Origin of the sequence: Caballeronia sp. LZ065 (assembly GCF_031450975.1) — a bacterium.
GTDB lineage: Bacteria > Pseudomonadota > Gammaproteobacteria > Burkholderiales > Burkholderiaceae > Caballeronia.
Genome location: NZ_JARUXV010000001.1, coordinates 180,137 through 197,420, shown reverse-complemented (window position 1 = coordinate 197,420; position 17,284 = coordinate 180,137). Strand labels below are relative to the sequence as shown.

At 60.9% G+C, this 17,284-nt stretch carries 16 protein-coding genes; all 16 read left to right on the top strand.

Annotated features, from left to right (window positions below):
• The first annotated feature begins 144 nt into the window (after nucleotides 1–144).
• Nucleotides 145–1,311, top strand: a complete 1,167-nt coding sequence (locus QCE63_RS00935; RefSeq protein WP_309829660.1) for an ABC transporter substrate-binding protein — start codon at nucleotides 145–147, stop codon at nucleotides 1,309–1,311.
• Between the two features lie 324 nt (nucleotides 1,312–1,635).
• Entirely contained in the window at nucleotides 1,636–2,808 is a 1,173-nt protein-coding gene (locus QCE63_RS00930; protein WP_309829659.1) for an ABC transporter substrate-binding protein, read from the top strand.
• Between the two features lie 143 nt (nucleotides 2,809–2,951).
• A complete protein-coding gene (locus QCE63_RS00925) occupies nucleotides 2,952–4,007 on the top strand; it encodes a branched-chain amino acid ABC transporter permease (protein ID WP_309829657.1) in 1,056 nt (351 codons plus the stop codon).
• Nucleotides 4,008–4,011: 4 nt separating this feature from the next.
• Complete coding sequence (locus QCE63_RS00920; protein WP_309829655.1) at nucleotides 4,012–5,796, top strand: branched-chain amino acid ABC transporter ATP-binding protein/permease; 1,785 nt, start codon at nucleotides 4,012–4,014, stop codon at nucleotides 5,794–5,796.
• An 11-nt stretch (nucleotides 5,797–5,807) separates the two neighbouring features.
• Nucleotides 5,808–6,551 carry an ABC transporter ATP-binding protein gene (locus QCE63_RS00915; protein WP_309829653.1) on the top strand — a complete coding sequence of 248 codons (744 nt, stop codon included), beginning with the start codon at nucleotides 5,808–5,810 and terminating at the stop codon, nucleotides 6,549–6,551.
• A gap of 157 nt (nucleotides 6,552–6,708) precedes the next feature.
• On the top strand, nucleotides 6,709–8,673 hold the full coding sequence (mnmG, locus tag QCE63_RS00910) for a tRNA uridine-5-carboxymethylaminomethyl(34) synthesis enzyme MnmG (protein ID WP_309829651.1): 1,965 nt from the start codon (nucleotides 6,709–6,711) through the stop codon (nucleotides 8,671–8,673).
• Nucleotides 8,670–9,335 (top strand): 16S rRNA (guanine(527)-N(7))-methyltransferase RsmG, encoded by a 666-nt coding sequence (gene rsmG, locus QCE63_RS00905; RefSeq protein WP_309829649.1) that lies wholly within the window; start codon nucleotides 8,670–8,672, stop codon nucleotides 9,333–9,335. The genes mnmG and rsmG overlap by 4 nt, the downstream gene beginning before the upstream one ends.
• A 75-nt stretch (nucleotides 9,336–9,410) precedes the next feature.
• Nucleotides 9,411–10,190: a ParA family protein gene (locus QCE63_RS00900; protein ID WP_309829647.1), complete on the top strand. Its 780-nt coding sequence runs from the start codon at nucleotides 9,411–9,413 to the stop codon at nucleotides 10,188–10,190.
• A gap of 46 nt (nucleotides 10,191–10,236) precedes the next feature.
• On the top strand, nucleotides 10,237–11,139 hold the full coding sequence (locus QCE63_RS00895) for a ParB/RepB/Spo0J family partition protein (protein ID WP_309829645.1): 903 nt from the start codon (nucleotides 10,237–10,239) through the stop codon (nucleotides 11,137–11,139).
• A 12-nt stretch (nucleotides 11,140–11,151) separates the two neighbouring features.
• Nucleotides 11,152–12,288 (top strand): SLC13 family permease, encoded by a 1,137-nt coding sequence (locus QCE63_RS00890; protein ID WP_309829643.1) that lies wholly within the window; start codon nucleotides 11,152–11,154, stop codon nucleotides 12,286–12,288.
• A gap of 298 nt (nucleotides 12,289–12,586) precedes the next feature.
• Nucleotides 12,587–13,045 (top strand): ATP synthase subunit I, encoded by a 459-nt coding sequence (locus QCE63_RS00885; RefSeq protein ID WP_404990109.1) that lies wholly within the window; start codon nucleotides 12,587–12,589, stop codon nucleotides 13,043–13,045.
• A 176-nt stretch (nucleotides 13,046–13,221) separates the two neighbouring features.
• Nucleotides 13,222–14,073: a F0F1 ATP synthase subunit A gene (gene atpB / locus QCE63_RS00880; RefSeq protein WP_309829639.1), complete on the top strand. Its 852-nt coding sequence runs from the start codon at nucleotides 13,222–13,224 to the stop codon at nucleotides 14,071–14,073.
• A gap of 97 nt (nucleotides 14,074–14,170) precedes the next feature.
• On the top strand, nucleotides 14,171–14,440 hold the full coding sequence (atpE, locus tag QCE63_RS00875) for a F0F1 ATP synthase subunit C (protein WP_007180033.1): 270 nt from the start codon (nucleotides 14,171–14,173) through the stop codon (nucleotides 14,438–14,440).
• Nucleotides 14,441–14,572: 132 nt separating this feature from the next.
• Nucleotides 14,573–15,043 carry a F0F1 ATP synthase subunit B gene (locus QCE63_RS00870; protein ID WP_309829637.1) on the top strand — a complete coding sequence of 157 codons (471 nt, stop codon included), beginning with the start codon at nucleotides 14,573–14,575 and terminating at the stop codon, nucleotides 15,041–15,043.
• 2 nt (nucleotides 15,044–15,045) lie between these two features.
• Nucleotides 15,046–15,588 (top strand): F0F1 ATP synthase subunit delta, encoded by a 543-nt coding sequence (locus tag QCE63_RS00865; protein WP_309829635.1) that lies wholly within the window; start codon nucleotides 15,046–15,048, stop codon nucleotides 15,586–15,588.
• Between the two features lie 60 nt (nucleotides 15,589–15,648).
• On the top strand, nucleotides 15,649–17,190 hold the full coding sequence (gene atpA, locus QCE63_RS00860; protein ID WP_309829633.1) for a F0F1 ATP synthase subunit alpha: 1,542 nt from the start codon (nucleotides 15,649–15,651) through the stop codon (nucleotides 17,188–17,190).
• Nucleotides 17,191–17,284 lie beyond the last annotated feature (94 nt).

Genomic DNA, 17,284 nt, shown 5'->3' with positions numbered 1-17,284 from the left:
CCTTCAAAACGCTTGCTGCGCAGCGCATGCCTCGCTAAACTGCATTTCCCGACCCGCTGGTCGGGAATTCGCGGCGAGCGCAATTCAGGGGCATTTTCGCGTGCAGTTCATCACGAAGAAACACGAATTACGGGGCGCACATCAATGAAGTTGGCTTCACGCATTAACGCGGTCGCAATGGCCGTTGTCGGGTTATCGGCGGTAATCAGCACTCAGGTTTTGGCGGACGTGAAAGTCGGCGTGACGGTCTCGGCAACCGGTCCGGCTGCATCGCTCGGCATTCCGGAAAAGAACACCATTGCCTTGCTGCCGAAGGAAGTCGCCGGTCAGAAGATGCAGTACATCGTCCTCGATGACGCAACGGACTCCACCCAGGCCGTGAAGAACGCGCGCAAGCTGACGAGCGAAGATCATGTCGATGCATTGGTCGGTTCCACCGTGGTGCCCAATTCGCTTGCGATGATCGACATCGCCGCTGAAACGCAAACGCCGATGATCTCGATGGCCGCCGCCGCGAGCATCGTCGAACCGATGGATGCCAAGAAGGCGTGGGTCTTCAAGACGCCGCAGAACGACATCCTGATGGCTACCGCCATCGCGCAGCACATGTCGAATCATGGCGTGAAGACGGTGGCGTTCATCGGCTTCAGCGACGCCTATGGCGAGAGCTGGTTCAAGGAATTCACAAAGGCCGCCGAGCTCGCGAAGATCAAGGTCGTCGCGAACGAGCGCTTCGCACGCAACGATGCATCGGTCACGGGCCAGGTGCTGAAGATGATGTCGCAGAACCCGGATGCGGTGCTGATCGCAGGCGCGGGCACGCCGGCCGCGCTGCCGCAGAAGACGCTCAAGGAGCGGGGCTACAAGGGCAAGCTCTATCAGACGCACGGCGTCGCGAATAACGACTTCTTGCGCGTGTGCGGCAAGGATTGCGAAGGCACGTTCCTGCCGGCGGGTCCGCTGCTGGTCGCGGAGCAACTGCCGGACAGCAACCCGGTTAAGCCGGCCGCGCTCACCTACAAGAAGGCCTATGAAGGTGCATATGGCGCGGGTTCGGTGTCGACCTTCGGCGGCCACGCATGGGACGCCGGGCTCATTCTCCAGCGCGCCATTCCGCTCGCGTTGAAGAAGGGTCAGCCGGGCACGCCGGCGTTTCGTGAAGCGCTGCGCGCCGCGATCGAAGAGACGAAGAATCTGCCCGCCTCGCACGGCATCTTCAACATGAGCGCGAACGATCACTCCGGACTCGACCAGCGCGCGCGCGTGATGGTCGAGATCGTCGGCGGCAAGTGGAAGCTCTCGGGCAACTGACGGAATCGTATGTGAACTGATTCGGAAACCAAGGCGCGTTGAAGCAGAACGCGCCTTTTTTTCTGTGCGGCGCAGTGGGCAGGACGCGGCGAAAAGAAGAAAGCGTAAAGCCTCGCAGGCTGCTCACGGGCAGTCTGGCAACACGTCGCGCAACGGTCAGGGAAAACCACCCTTGGCATGCGGTATGGCGGTAAATAGATTGGGGCGGCCCTTTGCATGGCCTGGCTCGATTGGCCCGTAAGAGGCGGCATCGATAACAACTCGAAGCAGCGCACCGCTGGGGTGCGTGTTGGCAAAACGAGCACGTCGCGTTTGGAGACAGCAATGAAAACGAAGAAGGCATGGATCAGGACGAGCATGGCGCTCGCGCTTGCGGGCGGCGCGCTGCTCGGCACCGGTGCGGCATATGCGCAGGTGAAGATCGGCGTGACGCTCTCGGCGACGGGCCCGGCGGCATCGCTTGGGATTCCCGAGAAAAATACCGTCGCGCTGCTGCCGAAGGAAATGGGCGGCAAGTCGGTCGAGTGGATCGTGCTCGACGATGGCTCGGACACGAGCCGCGCCGTGCAAAACACACGCAAGCTGATCGACGAGGATCATGTGGATGCGATCGTCGGCTCGACGGTCACGCCGAACTCGCTCGCGATGATCGATCCGGCGGCGTCCGGCAAGACGCCGATGATCTCGATGGCCGCATCAGCGGCGATCATCGCGCCGATGGACGCCAAGAAGGCCTGGGTCTTCAAGACGCCGCAGAACGATGCCTTGATGGCCGATGCGATCGCGAGCTACATGGAGAAGCATGGCGTGAAGACGGTGGGCTTCATCGGCTTCGCGGATGCCTACGGCGACGGCTGGTACAACGTCTTCAACACGGCCGCGGCGGCGCACAAGCTGAAGATCGTCGCGAACGAACGGTATAACCGCACGGACACGTCGGTGACCGGACAAGTCTTGAAGACGATGGGCGCGAATCCGGACGCAGTGCTGATCGCGGGCGCGGGCACGCCTTCGGCGTTGCCGGCCAAGGCGCTGAAGGAGCGCGGCTACAAGGGCAAGGTCTATCAGACGCATGGCGTGGCCAACAACGACTTCCTGCGCGTGTGCGGCAAGGATTGCGAGGGCGAGATCCTGCCCGCGGGTCCGGTGCTGGTGACCGAGCAGCTGCCGGCGAGCAATCCGGTGAAGAAGTCCTCGGCGGCTTACAAGGACGCATATGAGAAGGCCTATGGCGCGGGGTCGCTGTCGACCTTCGGCGGTCATGCATGGGATGCCGGTCAGATGCTTCAGCGGGCCATTCCCGAAGCGCTCAAGAAAGGCCAGCCGGGCACGCCGGAATTTCGCGAGGCGCTGCGCGCTGCGCTGGAAAACCTGAAGGACGTGCCGGTCGCGCACGGCATCATGAACACGACTCCGACCGATCACAACGGCTTCGACGATCGTGCACGCGTGATGGTGCAGATCGTCGACGGTAAGTGGAAGTTGCTGAACGACTAAGGCGCGCGACGCGCTTCACCGCGCGTTCGTACGTCTTAATTTCGAGATGACGGGGCGGCGCACCGGCAACGGCGCGCCGCTTCGAGCATGCAAGGCCGCCGATTCCGGTGCGCCTGTTTCACGAGAAGCTTTGAAGAGGAAGTATGGACTTATCGATTGCGGCGATTCTCGCGCAGGACGGGATCACCACAGGCGCGATCTACGCGTTGCTGGCGTTGGCGCTGGTGCTCGTGTTCTCGGTGACACGGGTCATTTTCATACCGCAGGGCGAGTTCGTCGCGTACGGCGCGCTGACGCTCGCGGCCCTGCAAACACAGAAGCTGCCGGCGACCTGCTATCTGCTCATTGCGATGGGCGTGGGCTGCTTCCTCGCCGAAGTGGCTGGCATCGTGCGCCATCCTGCGCGATATCACCAGATCGGACGCTTGCTGGCCGTGCTGGTGGGCAAGTATCTCGTGTTCCCGGTGGCGGTGTGGGCGCTGACCCAGGCGGTCGTTCCCCAGACGCTGCCGATGATCGCGCAGATCGCGCTGACGCTTCTGATCGTTGTGCCGATGGGCCCGTTCGTATACCGGCTCGCCTATGAGCCGATTGCGGAGGCGAGCACGTTGCTGCTGCTGATCGTCGCCGTGGCCGTGCATTTCGCGATGGTGGGACTCGGGCTCGTCATGTTCGGGGCGGAAGGCTCGCGCACGACGGCCTTCTCCGATGCCAACTTCGATCTCGGCGGCGTGTCGATCTCCGGGCAAAGCCTGTGGGTGGTCGGCACGGCGGTCGTGTTGATTGTCGCGCTGTACTTCTATTTCGATCGCTCGATTTCCGGCAAGGCGCTGCGAGCGACCTCGGTGAATCGTCTGGGCGCGCGGCTGGTCGGCATCGGCACGACGCAGGCCGGACGCCTTGCGTTCACGCTCGCTGCGGGCCTCGGCGCGCTGTGCGGCGTGCTGGTCGCGCCCATCACGACGATCTACTACGACTCGGGCTTCCTGATCGGCCTGAAGGGTTTCGTGGGGGCCATCGTCGGCGGTCTGGTGAGCTATCCGCTTGCGGCGGCCGGATCGCTGCTCGTGGGGCTGCTCGAATCGTATTCGTCGTTCTGGGCGAGTGCCTATAAGGAAGTGATCGTCTTCACCCTGATCATTCCGGTGCTGCTGTGGCGAAGCCTGGCAACGCCGCATACGGATGAGGACGAGGAGTAAGCGGATGAAATTCCTAAAACGATATCGATTCTTCTGGGTCTTCCTGCTGGTGGTCTTCGCGTTGCCGGTGCTGCCCGGGCCCGTCGCCGTGCCGGAATACTGGATCACGTTGCTGAACTACATCGGGCTCTATTCGATTGTCGCAATCGGGCTCGTGCTGCTGACAGGCATCGGCGGCATGACGAGTTTCGGGCAAGCCGCGTTCGTGGGCGTCGGCGCCTATGCGACGGCCTTCCTGACCACGCAATACGGCGTCTCGCCGTGGCTCGCGCTAATTGCGGGCGTCGTCTTGACCGCCTTCATCGCGCTGTTGCTCGGGCTGATCACCATGCGTCTCTCGGGCCACTTCCTGCCGCTCGGCACGATTGCCTGGGGCCTGTCGCTGTTCTATCTGTTCGGCAACATGGAACTGCTCGGCAAGTACGACGGCATCAACGGCATTCCCGTTCTTAACGTCTTCGGATGGCAGCTCGAATCGGGCAGAAGCATTTACTACCTGATCTGGGTGGTCGTGCTGCTTGCAGTGATTTCGGTTCAGAACCTTCTGAATAGCCGGCCGGGGCGTGCCATTCGTGCGCTGCGCGGCGGCGGCACCATGGCCGAAGCGATGGGCGTGAACACTGCGTGGATGCGGGTCACCATCTTCATCTACGCGGCAGTGCTGGCCGCCATTTCCGGCTTCCTGTATGCCCATTTGCAGCGCGCCGTCAATCCGACGCCGTTCGGCCTGAATCACGGCATCGAATTCTTGTTCATGGCGGTGGTAGGCGGGGTCTCGCATGTCTGGGGTGCGATTCTTGGTGCGACGATCCTCACCGTTCTGCAGGACTATCTGCAAACCTGGCTGCCCAGGCTGATCGGTGCTAACGGAAACTTCGAAATCATCGTGTTCGGCGTCGTGATGGTGCTGCTGCTTCAGTACGCGCGGCAGGGCGTATGGCCGTTCGTCGCACGTCTTTTTCCGCGCGGACCGGGCGCACATGTTCCGGAACATGGCGAGGATTTGCCGCAGCGCAGCAAGCCTGCGACGGGTGAACGTCTGCTGGTGGTCGAGAAGGCGCGCAAGCAGTTCGGCGGATTGGTTGCCGTCAACGATGTGAGCTTCGAGGTCAAGGCAGGGGAGATCATTGGGCTGATCGGTCCGAATGGTGCGGGCAAATCGACGACGTTCAACCTCGTCACCGGCGTGTTGCAGGCAACCAGCGGCGCGATCAGCTTCCATGGCGAGCGCATTGAAAAGCTCACGTCGCGAGATATCGTCAAGCGAGGCATCGGCCGGACGTTTCAGCACGTCAAGATGCTGCCCAGCATGACCGTGCTCGAAAACGTGGCGATTGGTGCGCATCTGCGCGGCACGACGGGCGTGTGGCGGAGCATCGTTCGCCTGAATGCGGCTGAGGAGGCCCGGCTGATGGCGGAAGCGGCCAAACAGATCCGGCGCGTCGGGCTCGAGAAGCATATCTACAGTGAGGCAGGAAGTCTTGCGCTTGGCCAGCAACGGATCCTGGAAATTGCGCGTGCGCTTTGCTGTGATCCGACTTTGCTATTGCTCGACGAACCCGCTGCCGGTTTGCGCTATCAGGAGAAGCAGCAACTGGCTGAACTGCTTCGCAAGCTGCGGGCAGAGGGGATGAGCATTCTCCTCGTCGAGCACGATATGGATTTCGTGATGAATCTCACGGATCGGCTCGTGGTGATGGAATTCGGCACAAAGATCGCGGAAGGACTCCCCGTCGACGTGCAGAAAGATCCCGCGGTGTTGGAAGCGTATTTGGGTGGGGTGGAGTGATGTCGCAGGTTATGAATCCGATTCTCCAAGTGGACGGCCTGTCGGTCAGATACGGCAAGGTGGAAGCGCTGCACGACGGTAAGCTCACCGTAGGCGCGGGGCAGATCGTGTCCGTGATTGGTCCGAACGGCGCGGGCAAGTCGACCCTGCTGAATGCGATCATGGGCGCGTTGCCATCCTCGGGGCACGCCAAAGGTTCGGTGCGTTATTTGGGCGAAGAGGTGTCCGCCATGGCGATCGAGCGGCGAGTGTCGCGAGGGATGTGTCTGGTGCCTGAAAAGCGCGAGTTGTTCGCGACCATGGCCGTAGAAGACAATTTGATTCTCGGCGCCTACCGGCGCAAGCGCGCGGGCGAGCGGAATTTCCTGGATCAGATCGATGAAGTCTATCGCTTGTTTCCGCGTCTCAAGGAGCGACGGAAGCAGGCGGCGGGCACGCTGTCTGGTGGAGAGCGCCAGATGTTGGCAGTGGGTCGGGCGTTGATGGGCAAACCTCAGTTGCTGATGCTCGACGAGCCGAGTCTCGGGCTTGCTCCATTGATCGTCAAAGAGATCTTCCACATCATCAGCGCGTTGCGTAAGAGCGGCGTTGCCACGCTGCTAATCGAGCAGAATGCACGCGCGGCGCTGCAGATTTCCGACTATGGCTATGTTCTTGAAACAGGCGAGTTTGCGATGGAAGGAAGGGCTAGCGACCTTCAGCACGACCCGCAGGTGATCGAAACGTATCTTGGTTTATCCAAGAAGACGGCCTAGTTCTCCGCTTTCTGTTGATTTAAGAGAGGCGTGTTTCACGTGAAACACGCCTTTTTTTCGCCCATCGAACGGGCAGCGAAGTCGACACAGAGAAGAAACCGTTATAATTCAAGGCTGTTCTCTCTTCAGGATCGTGTCATTCGCACACGAGACCCCAATGCTTTATCCCACAGAATTTGACGTGATCGTCGTCGGCGGCGGTCATGCGGGCACTGAGGCGGCGCTCGCTTCGGCTCGCATGGGCTGCAAGACCCTTCTTCTGACGCACAACATCGAAACCTTGGGCCAGATGAGCTGTAATCCGTCGATTGGCGGTATTGGCAAGGGCCATCTTGTCAAGGAAGTCGATGCCCTCGGCGGCGCGATGGCAGCCGCAACGGACGAATCTGGCATCCAGTTTCGCATCCTCAATTCTTCGAAGGGCCCGGCTGTACGCGCAACGCGAGCGCAAGCTGATCGACTGCTCTACAAGCAAGCGATACGTCATCGCCTGGAAAATCAGCCGAATCTATGGCTATTCCAGCAAGCGGTGGAAGACTTGATGGTAGAGGGCGATCGTGTAGTCGGTGCGGTGACACAGGTGGGGTTGAGATTCCGTTCCCGCGCGGTCGTTCTAACGGCGGGCACCTTTCTCGACGGAAAGATTCACGTTGGCTTGAATAATTACGTGGGCGGTCGGGCGGGCGATCCTGCGGCGGTTTCGCTCTCGTCTCGTCTTAAAGAACTGAAGCTACCGCAGGGCAGACTCAAGACGGGTACGCCTCCACGAATCGACGGCCGAACCATTGATTTCTCGCAACTGGAGGAACAGCCCGGCGATCTCGATCCGATTCCCGTCTTCTCGTTCCTTGGGCGGGTAGAGCAGCATCCCCGGCAGGTGCCGTGCTGGGTGACGCACACTAACGCGCGGACGCATGACATCATCCGCTCGGGTCTGGATCGTTCGCCGATGTACACCGGCGTCATTGAGGGTGTCGGGCCGCGTTATTGCCCGTCGATCGAGGACAAGATTCACCGCTTTGCATCCAAGGACGCGCATCAGATCTTTCTGGAACCGGAAGGTCTCACGACGAACGAGTTCTATCCGAACGGAATCTCGACCAGCCTGCCATTTGATGTCCAGCTCGAACTCGTGCGTTCGATGCGTGGCCTTGAGCACGCGCATATCCTGCGGCCGGGCTACGCCATCGAATACGACTATTTCGATCCTCGCGGCCTGAAGGCATCGCTTGAGACCAAAGCAATCAACGGTCTCTTTTTCGCCGGGCAGATCAACGGTACGACGGGATACGAAGAGGCCGCGGCGCAAGGACTCTTGGCCGGCATTAACGCTGGGCTGCTAGTGCAAGGGAAGGAGGCGTGGTCGCCGCGACGCGATCAAGCTTATCTCGGCGTTCTGGTCGATGATCTGGTGACACGCGGCGTGTCTGAGCCTTATCGGATGTTCACCAGCCGCGCGGAATATCGGCTTTCGCTGCGTGAAGACAACGCTGACATGCGTCTGACAGAGGTCGGAAGAGAATTGGGCGTGGTCGATAACGCGCGCTGGGATGCATTCAGCCGGAAGCGGGATGCTGTTTCACGTGAAACACAGCGTCTGCGCGTGACGTGGGTTAATCCGAAAACGCTGCCGGCGGAGGAGGCGACAGCACTGCTCGGTAAGCCGATCGACCATGAATACAGTCTTGCGGACCTGTTGCGTCGTCCGGAAGTCACCTACGACGCCATCTGCGCGCTCCGCGATGGCGACTGCGGTCCGGAAGCCGAACTCGCGGACGATTCTGTGTTGCTGGCGCAGATCAAGGAGCAGATCGAGATCGGGGTGAAGTACCAGGGCTATATCGAGCGCCAGGCGGACGAAATCCTGCGCAACGGAGCGCAGGAGAACACCCGTCTGCCCGATGCGCTCGACTACAACGAGGTCCGCGGGCTGTCGTTCGAAGCACGCCAGAAGCTTACGCAACATCGGCCGGAAACCATCGGGCAGGCGTCGCGCATCTCCGGCATCACGCCGGCGGCGATCTCGCTGCTGATGGTTCACCTCAAGCGCGGTGCGGGTCGTCGGGGCCGAAACTCGGCGGGAGATGCGTCCTCGACAGGCAACTCAACGGCGGCTCAATGACGGAACGCGCATCTTCGCTCGCGGCGACGCTGGAAAAAGGCGCCACTGAACTCTCCGTTCCACTTTCTCCTGAGCAAAAGCAGAAGCTGCTCGAATACGTCGCGCTGCTGGGCAAGTGGAACGCCGTCTACAACCTGACGGCCATCCGCGATCCCGAGCAGATGATGATCCAGCATATTCTGGATTCGCTTGCCATCGTCCCGGCGGTGTCTGCCCGCCGTCCGTCCACGGTGCTGGATGTCGGCTCAGGTGGTGGGCTGCCGGGTGTCGTACTCGCGATTACGCTGCCCCACGTGCGTGTGACATTGAACGACATTGTTCACAAGAAGAGTGCTTTTCAGTCGCAGGTCAAAGCTCAATTAGGCCTCGACAATCTGTCCGTCGTAACGGGCCGCGTCGAGGCGCTGCGTCCTGGTGTCGAAGTAGCAGAAAAATTCGATGTAATCGTGTCTCGCGCATTCGCAGAGCTCTCCGATTTCGTTACACTTTCGCGTCATCTGGTCGAAGTCGACGGGCGCATTCTCGCGATGAAGGGTGTCAGGCCCGATGCCGAAGTCGCACGTCTCCCAGCGGGCGCAACGGTGCTCGGAATGGAGCGTCTGAAGGTGCCGATGCTCGACGCCGAGCGACATGTCATCGAAATAGCCGTCGCAGCAGAATGACGGTTCGCCGCACCGTTCGATCCGCCATCCAGGCACGCTGATCTTCTGACAGCGGAATAACGAGGACACTAAACGATGGCAAAAATCTTCTGCGTCGCAAATCAGAAGGGCGGCGTTGGAAAGACCACGACAGCGGTCAACCTCGCAGCGAGCCTCGGCGGGCTCGGGCAACGCGTGCTGCTGATCGATCTCGATCCGCAGGGCAACGCAACGATGGGCAGCGGCATCAACAAGGCGGCCTGTGAGAACACCGTGTACGAAGTGCTCGTCGATGGCGTGGCCGTCCGGGATGCCCGCGTGCGCCCGGATGCAGTGAACTACGATGTCGTACCGGCCAACCGGGAGCTGGCGGGTGCGGAGGTCGAGCTCGTCGGCATGGAAAATCGCGAACGCATTCTGCGCACCGCGATTGCCGAAGTAGTCGATGACTATGACTTTGTCCTGATCGATTGTCCTCCGGCGCTGTCGCTGCTGACGCTCAACGCATTGTGCGCGGCGCACGGCGTCGTCATTCCGATGCAGTGCGAGTATTTCGCGCTGGAAGGGCTATCCGACCTGGTTAACACGATCAAGCAGGTCCACGCTAATCTCAATCGCGAGCTGACGGTCATCGGCCTGCTGCGTGTGATGTTCGATCCGCGCATCACGCTGCAACAACAGGTGTCGGACCAGTTGAAAGAGCACTTCGGCAGCAAGCTGTTCGATGTCGTCATCCCGCGCAACGTGCGTCTTGCCGAGGCGCCGAGCTACGGGCTGCCCGGGGTCGTGTTCGACAAGTCGTCGCGCGGCGCCCAGGCGTATATCCAGTTCGGCACGGAAATGATCGAGCGCGTGCGCGCGCTGAACGTGAGCTGAGCAACACCCATTCGATGCGGCTGCGAACGCCGACGGAGGAACCGAAATGAGCGCTGTGATGAAGAAGAAGGGGTTGGGCCGGGGCCTGGATGCATTGCTCGGTGGCAGTGTCGATATCACCGAAGCCGTACGTGGCGAGGGCATGCCCTCGGTGCTGGCGCTGGACAAGCTGCAGGCCGGCAAATATCAGCCGCGGACGCGGATGGACGAAGGCGCGCTCCAGGAGTTGGCAGCGAGCATCCGTGCTCAAGGGTTGATGCAACCCATTCTAGTGCGCTCGGTCGGCGACGACCGTTACGAAATCATCGCAGGCGAACGACGCTTTCGGGCAGCGCGGCTGGCAGGTCTCGACGAAGTGCCGGTCCTCGTGAAAAACGTGCCAGATCAGGCCGCGGCCGCAATGGCGCTGATCGAGAACATCCAGCGAGAAGATCTGAATCCGCTGGAAGAGGCGCAGGGCATCCAGCGCCTGCTCGACGAATTCAGCTTCACGCACGAACAGGCTGCGGAGTCGGTCGGCCGGTCTCGCAGCGCGGTATCCAACCTGTTGCGCCTGTTGAATCTCGCGACGCCCGTCCAGACGATGCTCCTCGCCGGCGATCTCGACATGGGTCACGCCCGCGCGCTGCTGGCCGTGGACGCCGCGACGCAGATCCAGCTGGCCAATCATGTGGTGAATCGTCGTTTGTCGGTGCGTGAAACCGAACGTCTCGTCGCGGCGACGACGAAGGAAGCGCCGACGACCAAAGCGCGCGCGGCGAACGATGGCGGCCGCGATACGCGCCGTCTGGAAGAAGAATTGTCCGACCTGTTGTCCGCGAACGTGAAGATCAAGGTCGGTGGAAGAGGGCGCGGCAAGGTCACGATCGACTTCGGTACGCTCGATTCCCTCGAAGGCATCCTGAGCAAGCTGCGCGGCAGCATCGAATCGTCAACGCCGACTGCCTGACGGACGCGCATTGTGTCCGAGGTCAACGTCAAACGTACGCGGCTAGACTGGATCGGACGCCTCTGGAGGACCGTCTCCAAGGAGCCGGTTCTCGCTATTCTGGTTTTCGCGCTGGTTGTACTTCAGATCGCGCAGCCGCGCCCGTGGCCGTCCCTGCCTGGTCTCGTCGACTGGCAAACGGTCCTGACGCTTGCGGGCCTTCTGATCCTGACGAAGGCCATCGAACTATCAGGATTCCTGATGTGGGCGGCGCACCGGCTGGTGCATCACATCCATGGCGAGCGCACGCTCGCGCTGCTGCTCGTTGCACTCGCGGCGGGCCTGTCCACCGTGCTCACCAACGACGTCGCGCTTTTCGCGGTCGTGCCGCTCGCGCTGTCGCTGCACAAGCTTGCTCCGCTGCCGATTAAACGGCTGGTCATCGTGATCGCGCTTGCGGTGAATGCGGGCTCGATTCTTACGCCGCTCGGCAATCCGCAAAATCTCTTTCTCTGGCAGACGAGCGGTGTCGCGTTCGGCGCGTTCGTGTGGACGATGCTGCCGCTGTGCGCCGCGTTGATGGCGCTGCTGGCCGTCGTGACCTTCGCGATGTTTCGCGGCCAGCCGCTCGACCTGTCCAGCGACGTGGACGAGCACCGGGTGGATCGCGTGCTGTGCGTCATCAGTGCGGTGGCGTTCGCCGCGTTCGTCTATCTCGCCGATGCGCATCATGTCGGACCCGCGCTCGCCGTCCTTGCTGCCGGGTTCTTGCTCTGGCGACGTGAGGTCGTTTTCAAGATCGACTGGCTGCTGCTGCTCATCTTCGTGCTGATGTTCATCGTGTTGCGCAGTGCCGCTGCATTGCCCGTGATTCATCAAGCCATCGCGCATCTCGGCATCGACACGCCGGTCAGGGCGTACATGGCGGGCGCCGTGCTATCGCAGGGCATCAGCAACGTTCCGGCCGCCATCGTGCTCGCTGAATTCTCGAAGGACTGGCGTGCGCTGACCTACGGCGTGAGCGTGGGTGGCTTTGGTATTGCCATCGGTTCACTGGCCAATCTCATTGCCGTGAGACTGTCGAATGAGAAGGGCATGTGGATGCCGTTTCATATCGTATCCATCCCGTTCTGGATCGTGGCGATGGTCATTGGATGGGCGCTCGTTTGAGGCGCGATGAACCCTCTGCCAACACTTGAGAATCTGCTTGCAATTGCAAGGAAAGTCTCGTTTTCGAGAACGTTTTCGGCATGCTCTTTCACTGCCTTTTGACACACCTAAACTATTGAATCTGTGACAACAATCGCTTACAATCGCCCGGATTTATCAGCTAGGCCACCTCGAAAGCGCCGCGAAAGCGCAGGGTGATTTCCCCGGACTTTTGGTTGAAGGTTTGAAGACGGTGCGAGAGCAAAATCGAGCGCCGGACGCGCATGCAACCGAAGCTGCGCACGTCCCCGGAAATCAGCTGCACGGTACGTCGAGCGAGTCGTGGGACGCCGAGGCGCAAGATAACAATATCGTTCCGCTCACGCGGGATCAGGCAGAGAAGCTGTTTGGCCCGGAAGTGAGTCGTCCATCGCGTGTCACGCCGTTTCGGGTCGTGGCGGCGCAAATGGTTTTGTCCCTGGGTGCGACGCTGCTGTGGTGGCTGTTCTACAAGCCGCCGGGTGATGCTGCGCTGTCAGCCTTCCTGGGAGGAGCGATCTGCTGGGCGCCGAGTGCCTTGTTCGCCGCGCGCCTGAAAGCAAAGAGCGGCGCGGAGACGATCGTGAGCTGGATGATCGGCGAGGCGCTCAAGATGGGAGCGACGATTGCTATGTTCGTGGCGGTCGCTTACTGGTACAAGAGCGCGTTGTGGCTGCCGTTGCTCGTCACCTACATCATCGCTCTGAAGACTTACTGGGTTGCCATGGCGCTGCGGTGACATTTCATGACGTCCCAGGTAAGCGCCTGCAGCACCGATTACAAGTAGCATCATGAATGAACAGGTGCGGAACAGGTTCCGCACTCCGGCCTCCCGCCCGGAGACGCGACGCGAAGCGGCGTCTCGGCAGCGGCAGGCGGCGAAAGATTTTTGACAATTTGGGTGGCTTTAACGATATGGCAGCTAGCGAAGGAACGCACGCTCTGGATCCGTCCGAGTACATTGCGCACCACTTGCAGAATCTTTCCACGCATACGCAGACGTCGATCTTCGACATCCACGTCTGGAATCTCGACACGCTGTTCTGGTCGATCGTATGCGGTGTCCTCACCATCGTCATTCTCGGACTTGCGGCACGCAAGGCGACGTCCGGCGTTCCCGGCCGTTTCCAGTGTGCCATCGAGATGCTGGTCGAAATGGTCGAAGACCAGTCGAAGTCGATGATCCACGGCAGCCGCCGCTTCATCGCTCCGCTCGCGCTGACCGTGTTCGTCTGGGTCGCCCTGATGAACTCCCTCGACTTCATCCCCGTGGATCTGCCGGGCCGTCTGATCGGCTGGCTCGGTCTCGAGCATGTCCTGCCGCACCATCGCATCGTGCCGACCGCCGACCTCAACGGCACCCTCGGCATCGCGCTCGGCGTGTTCGTGCTGATGATCTACTACAACTTCAAGATCAAGGGCGTGGGCGGCTTCGTTCACGAGCTGCTGTCGGCTCCGTTCGGCGCGCATCCGCTGTTGTGGATCCCGAACCTCGCGCTGAACATCATCGAGTTCGTCGCCAAGACGGTTTCGCTCGGCATGCGGCTGTTCGGCAACATGTACGCCGGCGAACTGCTGTTCCTGCTGATCGCCCTGCTGGGCAGCATGTGGTCGTTCGGCGCGGATCTGTCGTTGCTCGGTTTCATCGGCCACGTGGTCGCGGGCACGGTTTGGGCAATCTTCCACATTCTGATCGTGCTGTTGCAGGCGTTCATTTTCATGATGCTGACGCTGGTGTATATCGGCCAGGCGCATGACTCGCACTAAAGAAGCGGCCGCACGTTCCGGAAGCTTTCAGGTTTAGGTTTCGCCAGTTTCAATTTTTATAAATCCAGTTCCAAAGTCTTTAATCAAAGGAGTGATCATGCAAGCTTTCATCGCCAACATCCAGGGTCTGACCGCCATCGGTATCGGCATCATCATCGGCCTGGGTGCAATCGGCGCCTGTATCGGTATCGGCCTGATGGGCGGCAAGTACATTGAAGCGTGCGCCCGCCAGCCGGAACTGATGAATCCGCTGCAGACCAAGATGTTCCTGCTGGCTGGTCTGATCGACGCGGCGTTCCTGATCGGCGTTGGTGTGGCAATGCTGTTTGCGTTCGCGAATCCGCTGCTCTCGAAGCTCGCAGGCTGAGGTTCTCGGAAGTGTGCGTCTGACCTTTCAAGACGCCAGAACGGAACGGGTGAGGCGCTGATCGAGCTCAACAAGCCGATGAGCGCCTTTTAACCGTATTCCCTCCGATCAAGCAACGTTTAAGGAAACACCGTGAATCTCAACGCAACCCTGTTTGCGCAAATGGTCGTGTTTCTGATCCTCGCGTGGTTCACGATGAAGTTCGTGTGGCCGCCGTTGATCAACGCCCTCGACGAGCGCTCGAAGAAGATTGCCGACGGCCTCGCCGCCGCCGACAAGGGCAAAGCGGAACTCGAAGCAGCGCACAAGCGCGTCGACCAGGAACTCGCGCAAGCACGCAACGACGGCCAGCAGCGCATTGCTGACGCCGAGAAGCGTGCTGCCGCCGTCGCAGAAGAAATCAAGGCAAACGCACAGGCTGAAGCCGCGCGCATCGTCGCTCAGGCCAAAGCCGATGCCGACCAGCAAGTCGTCAAGGCACGCGAAACGCTGCGTGCGGAAGTCGCCGCGCTGGCCGTCAAGGGCGCTGAGCAGATTCTGAAGCGCGAAGTCGACCAGAACGCGCACGCCGCTCTGCTGAATCAACTCAAAACCGAGCTCTGATCATGGCCGAACTTGCAACCATCGCTCGTCCTTACGCAGAAGCGCTGTTCCGCGTGGCCGAAACCGGCGATCTCGCGGGCTGGTCCACCTTCGTCGAGGAGCTGGCACAGGTTGCGCGTCTGCCCGAAGTGGAATCGGTCGCTTCGAGCCCGAAGGTGAACCGTCAGCAAATCATCGATCTGCTGCTCGCCGCGGTGAAGTCGCCGCTGGCGCAAGGCAACGCTCAAGCGAAGAATTTCGTCGGCATGCTGGTCGAGAATCATCGCCTGCCGCTGCTGTCGGAAATCGCCGTCCAGTTCGACGAGCTGAAGAACGCCCGCGAAGGTGCGGCCGACGCGCTGATCGTAAGCGCGTTCCCCCTCGAAGGCGAACAATTGAACGACCTCGTCGCCAGTCTCGAACGCAAGTTTCAGCGCAAGCTGAAGCCGGTTGTCACGGTGGATCAGTCGCTGATCGGCGGCGTTCGCGTGACGGTTGGCGACGAAGTGCTCGATACCTCGGTCCGCGCGCGCCTCGCCCGCATGCAGACGGCTCTGACCGCTTAACGATGCGGCCAACCGTGTCTCTGACGGGCACGCAACAGAATTGACTATCAGGAGCGAATAATGCAACTCAATCCCTCTGAGATCAGCGAACTGATCAAGAGCCGGATCCAGGGCCTTGAAGCGAGCGCGGATGTTCGCAACCAAGGCACCGTGATCTCCGTGACCGACGGTATCGTGCGCATCCACGGCCTGTCGGACGTGATGCAGGGTGAAATGCTCGAATTTCCGGGCAACACCTTCGGCCTCGCGCTGAACCTCGAACGCGACTCGGTCGGCGCCGTTATTCTCGGCGAATACGAGCACATCTCGGAAGGCGACATCGTCAAGACGACGGGCCGCATTCTCGAAGTGCCGGTGGGTCCGGAGATGATCGGCCGCGTGGTCGATGCGCTGGGCAACCCGATCGACGGCAAAGGCCCGATCAACGCAAAGACGACCGACGCTATCGAAAAGATCGCGCCGGGCGTGATCTGGCGTAAGTCGGTGTCGCAGCCGGTGCAGACGGGCCTGAAGTCGATCGACGCCATGGTGCCGATCGGCCGCGGCCAGCGCGAGCTGATCATCGGCGACCGTCAGTGCGGCAAGACCGCCGTGGCCGTCGACGCGATCATCAACCAGAAGGGCAAGGACCTGTTCTGTATCTACGTCGCGATCGGTCAGAAGGCTTCGTCGATCATGAACGTGGTGCGCAAGCTCGAAGAAACCGGCGCGATGGAATACACCATCGTCGTGGCGGCTTCGGCTTCGGAATCGGCCGCGATGCAATACCTCGCGCCGTATGCCGGCTGCACGATGGGCGAATACTTCCGCGACCGCGGTCAAGATGCGCTGATCGTCTATGACGACTTGACCAAGCAAGCGTGGGCGTATCGCCAGATCTCGCTGCTGCTGCGCCGCCCGCCGGGCCGTGAAGCGTATCCGGGTGACGTGTTCTATCTGCACTCGCGTCTGCTCGAGCGTGCGGCTCGCGTCTCGGAAGAGTACGTCGAGAAGTTCACCAACGGCGAAGTGAAGGGCAAGAGCGGTTCGCTGACGGCACTGCCAGTCATCGAAACGCAAGCTGGCGACGTGACCGCGTTCGTTCCGACGAACGTGATCTCGATTACCGACGGCCAGATCTTCCTGGAAACCGACTTGTTCAACGCCGGTATCCGCCCTGCCATCAACGCGGGCGTGTCGGTGTCGCGCGTCGGCGGTGCGGCTCAGACGAAGGTCGTGAAGAAGCTGTCGGGCGGCATCCGTACCGACCTGGCGCAGTATCGTGAACTGGCTGCGTTCGCGCAGTTCGCGTCGGACCTCGACGAAGCCACCCGCAAGCAGCTGGAGCGCGGCCGCCGCGTGACGGAACTGCTGAAGCAGCCGCAGTATCAGCCGCTGCAAGTGTGGGAACTGGCTGTGTCGCTGTTCGCGGCGAACAATGGCTACCTGGACGACCTGGAAGTTTCGCAAGTGCTGCCGTTTGAAAAGGGCATGCGCGAATTCCTGAAGACCAGCCACGGCGATCTGATCAAGCGCATTGAAGACAACAAGGACTTGGCGAAGGACGACGAAGGCGCACTGCATGCCGCGCTGAAGGACTTCAAGAAGTCGGGCGCTTATTGATCGGGATAGAGAGGCAACGCGCGATGTTCAATAAACATCGCGCGGCTTCGATCCGCGTTGCATGGGGCCCGAGTAAGCGCTAAAGCGCTAACTC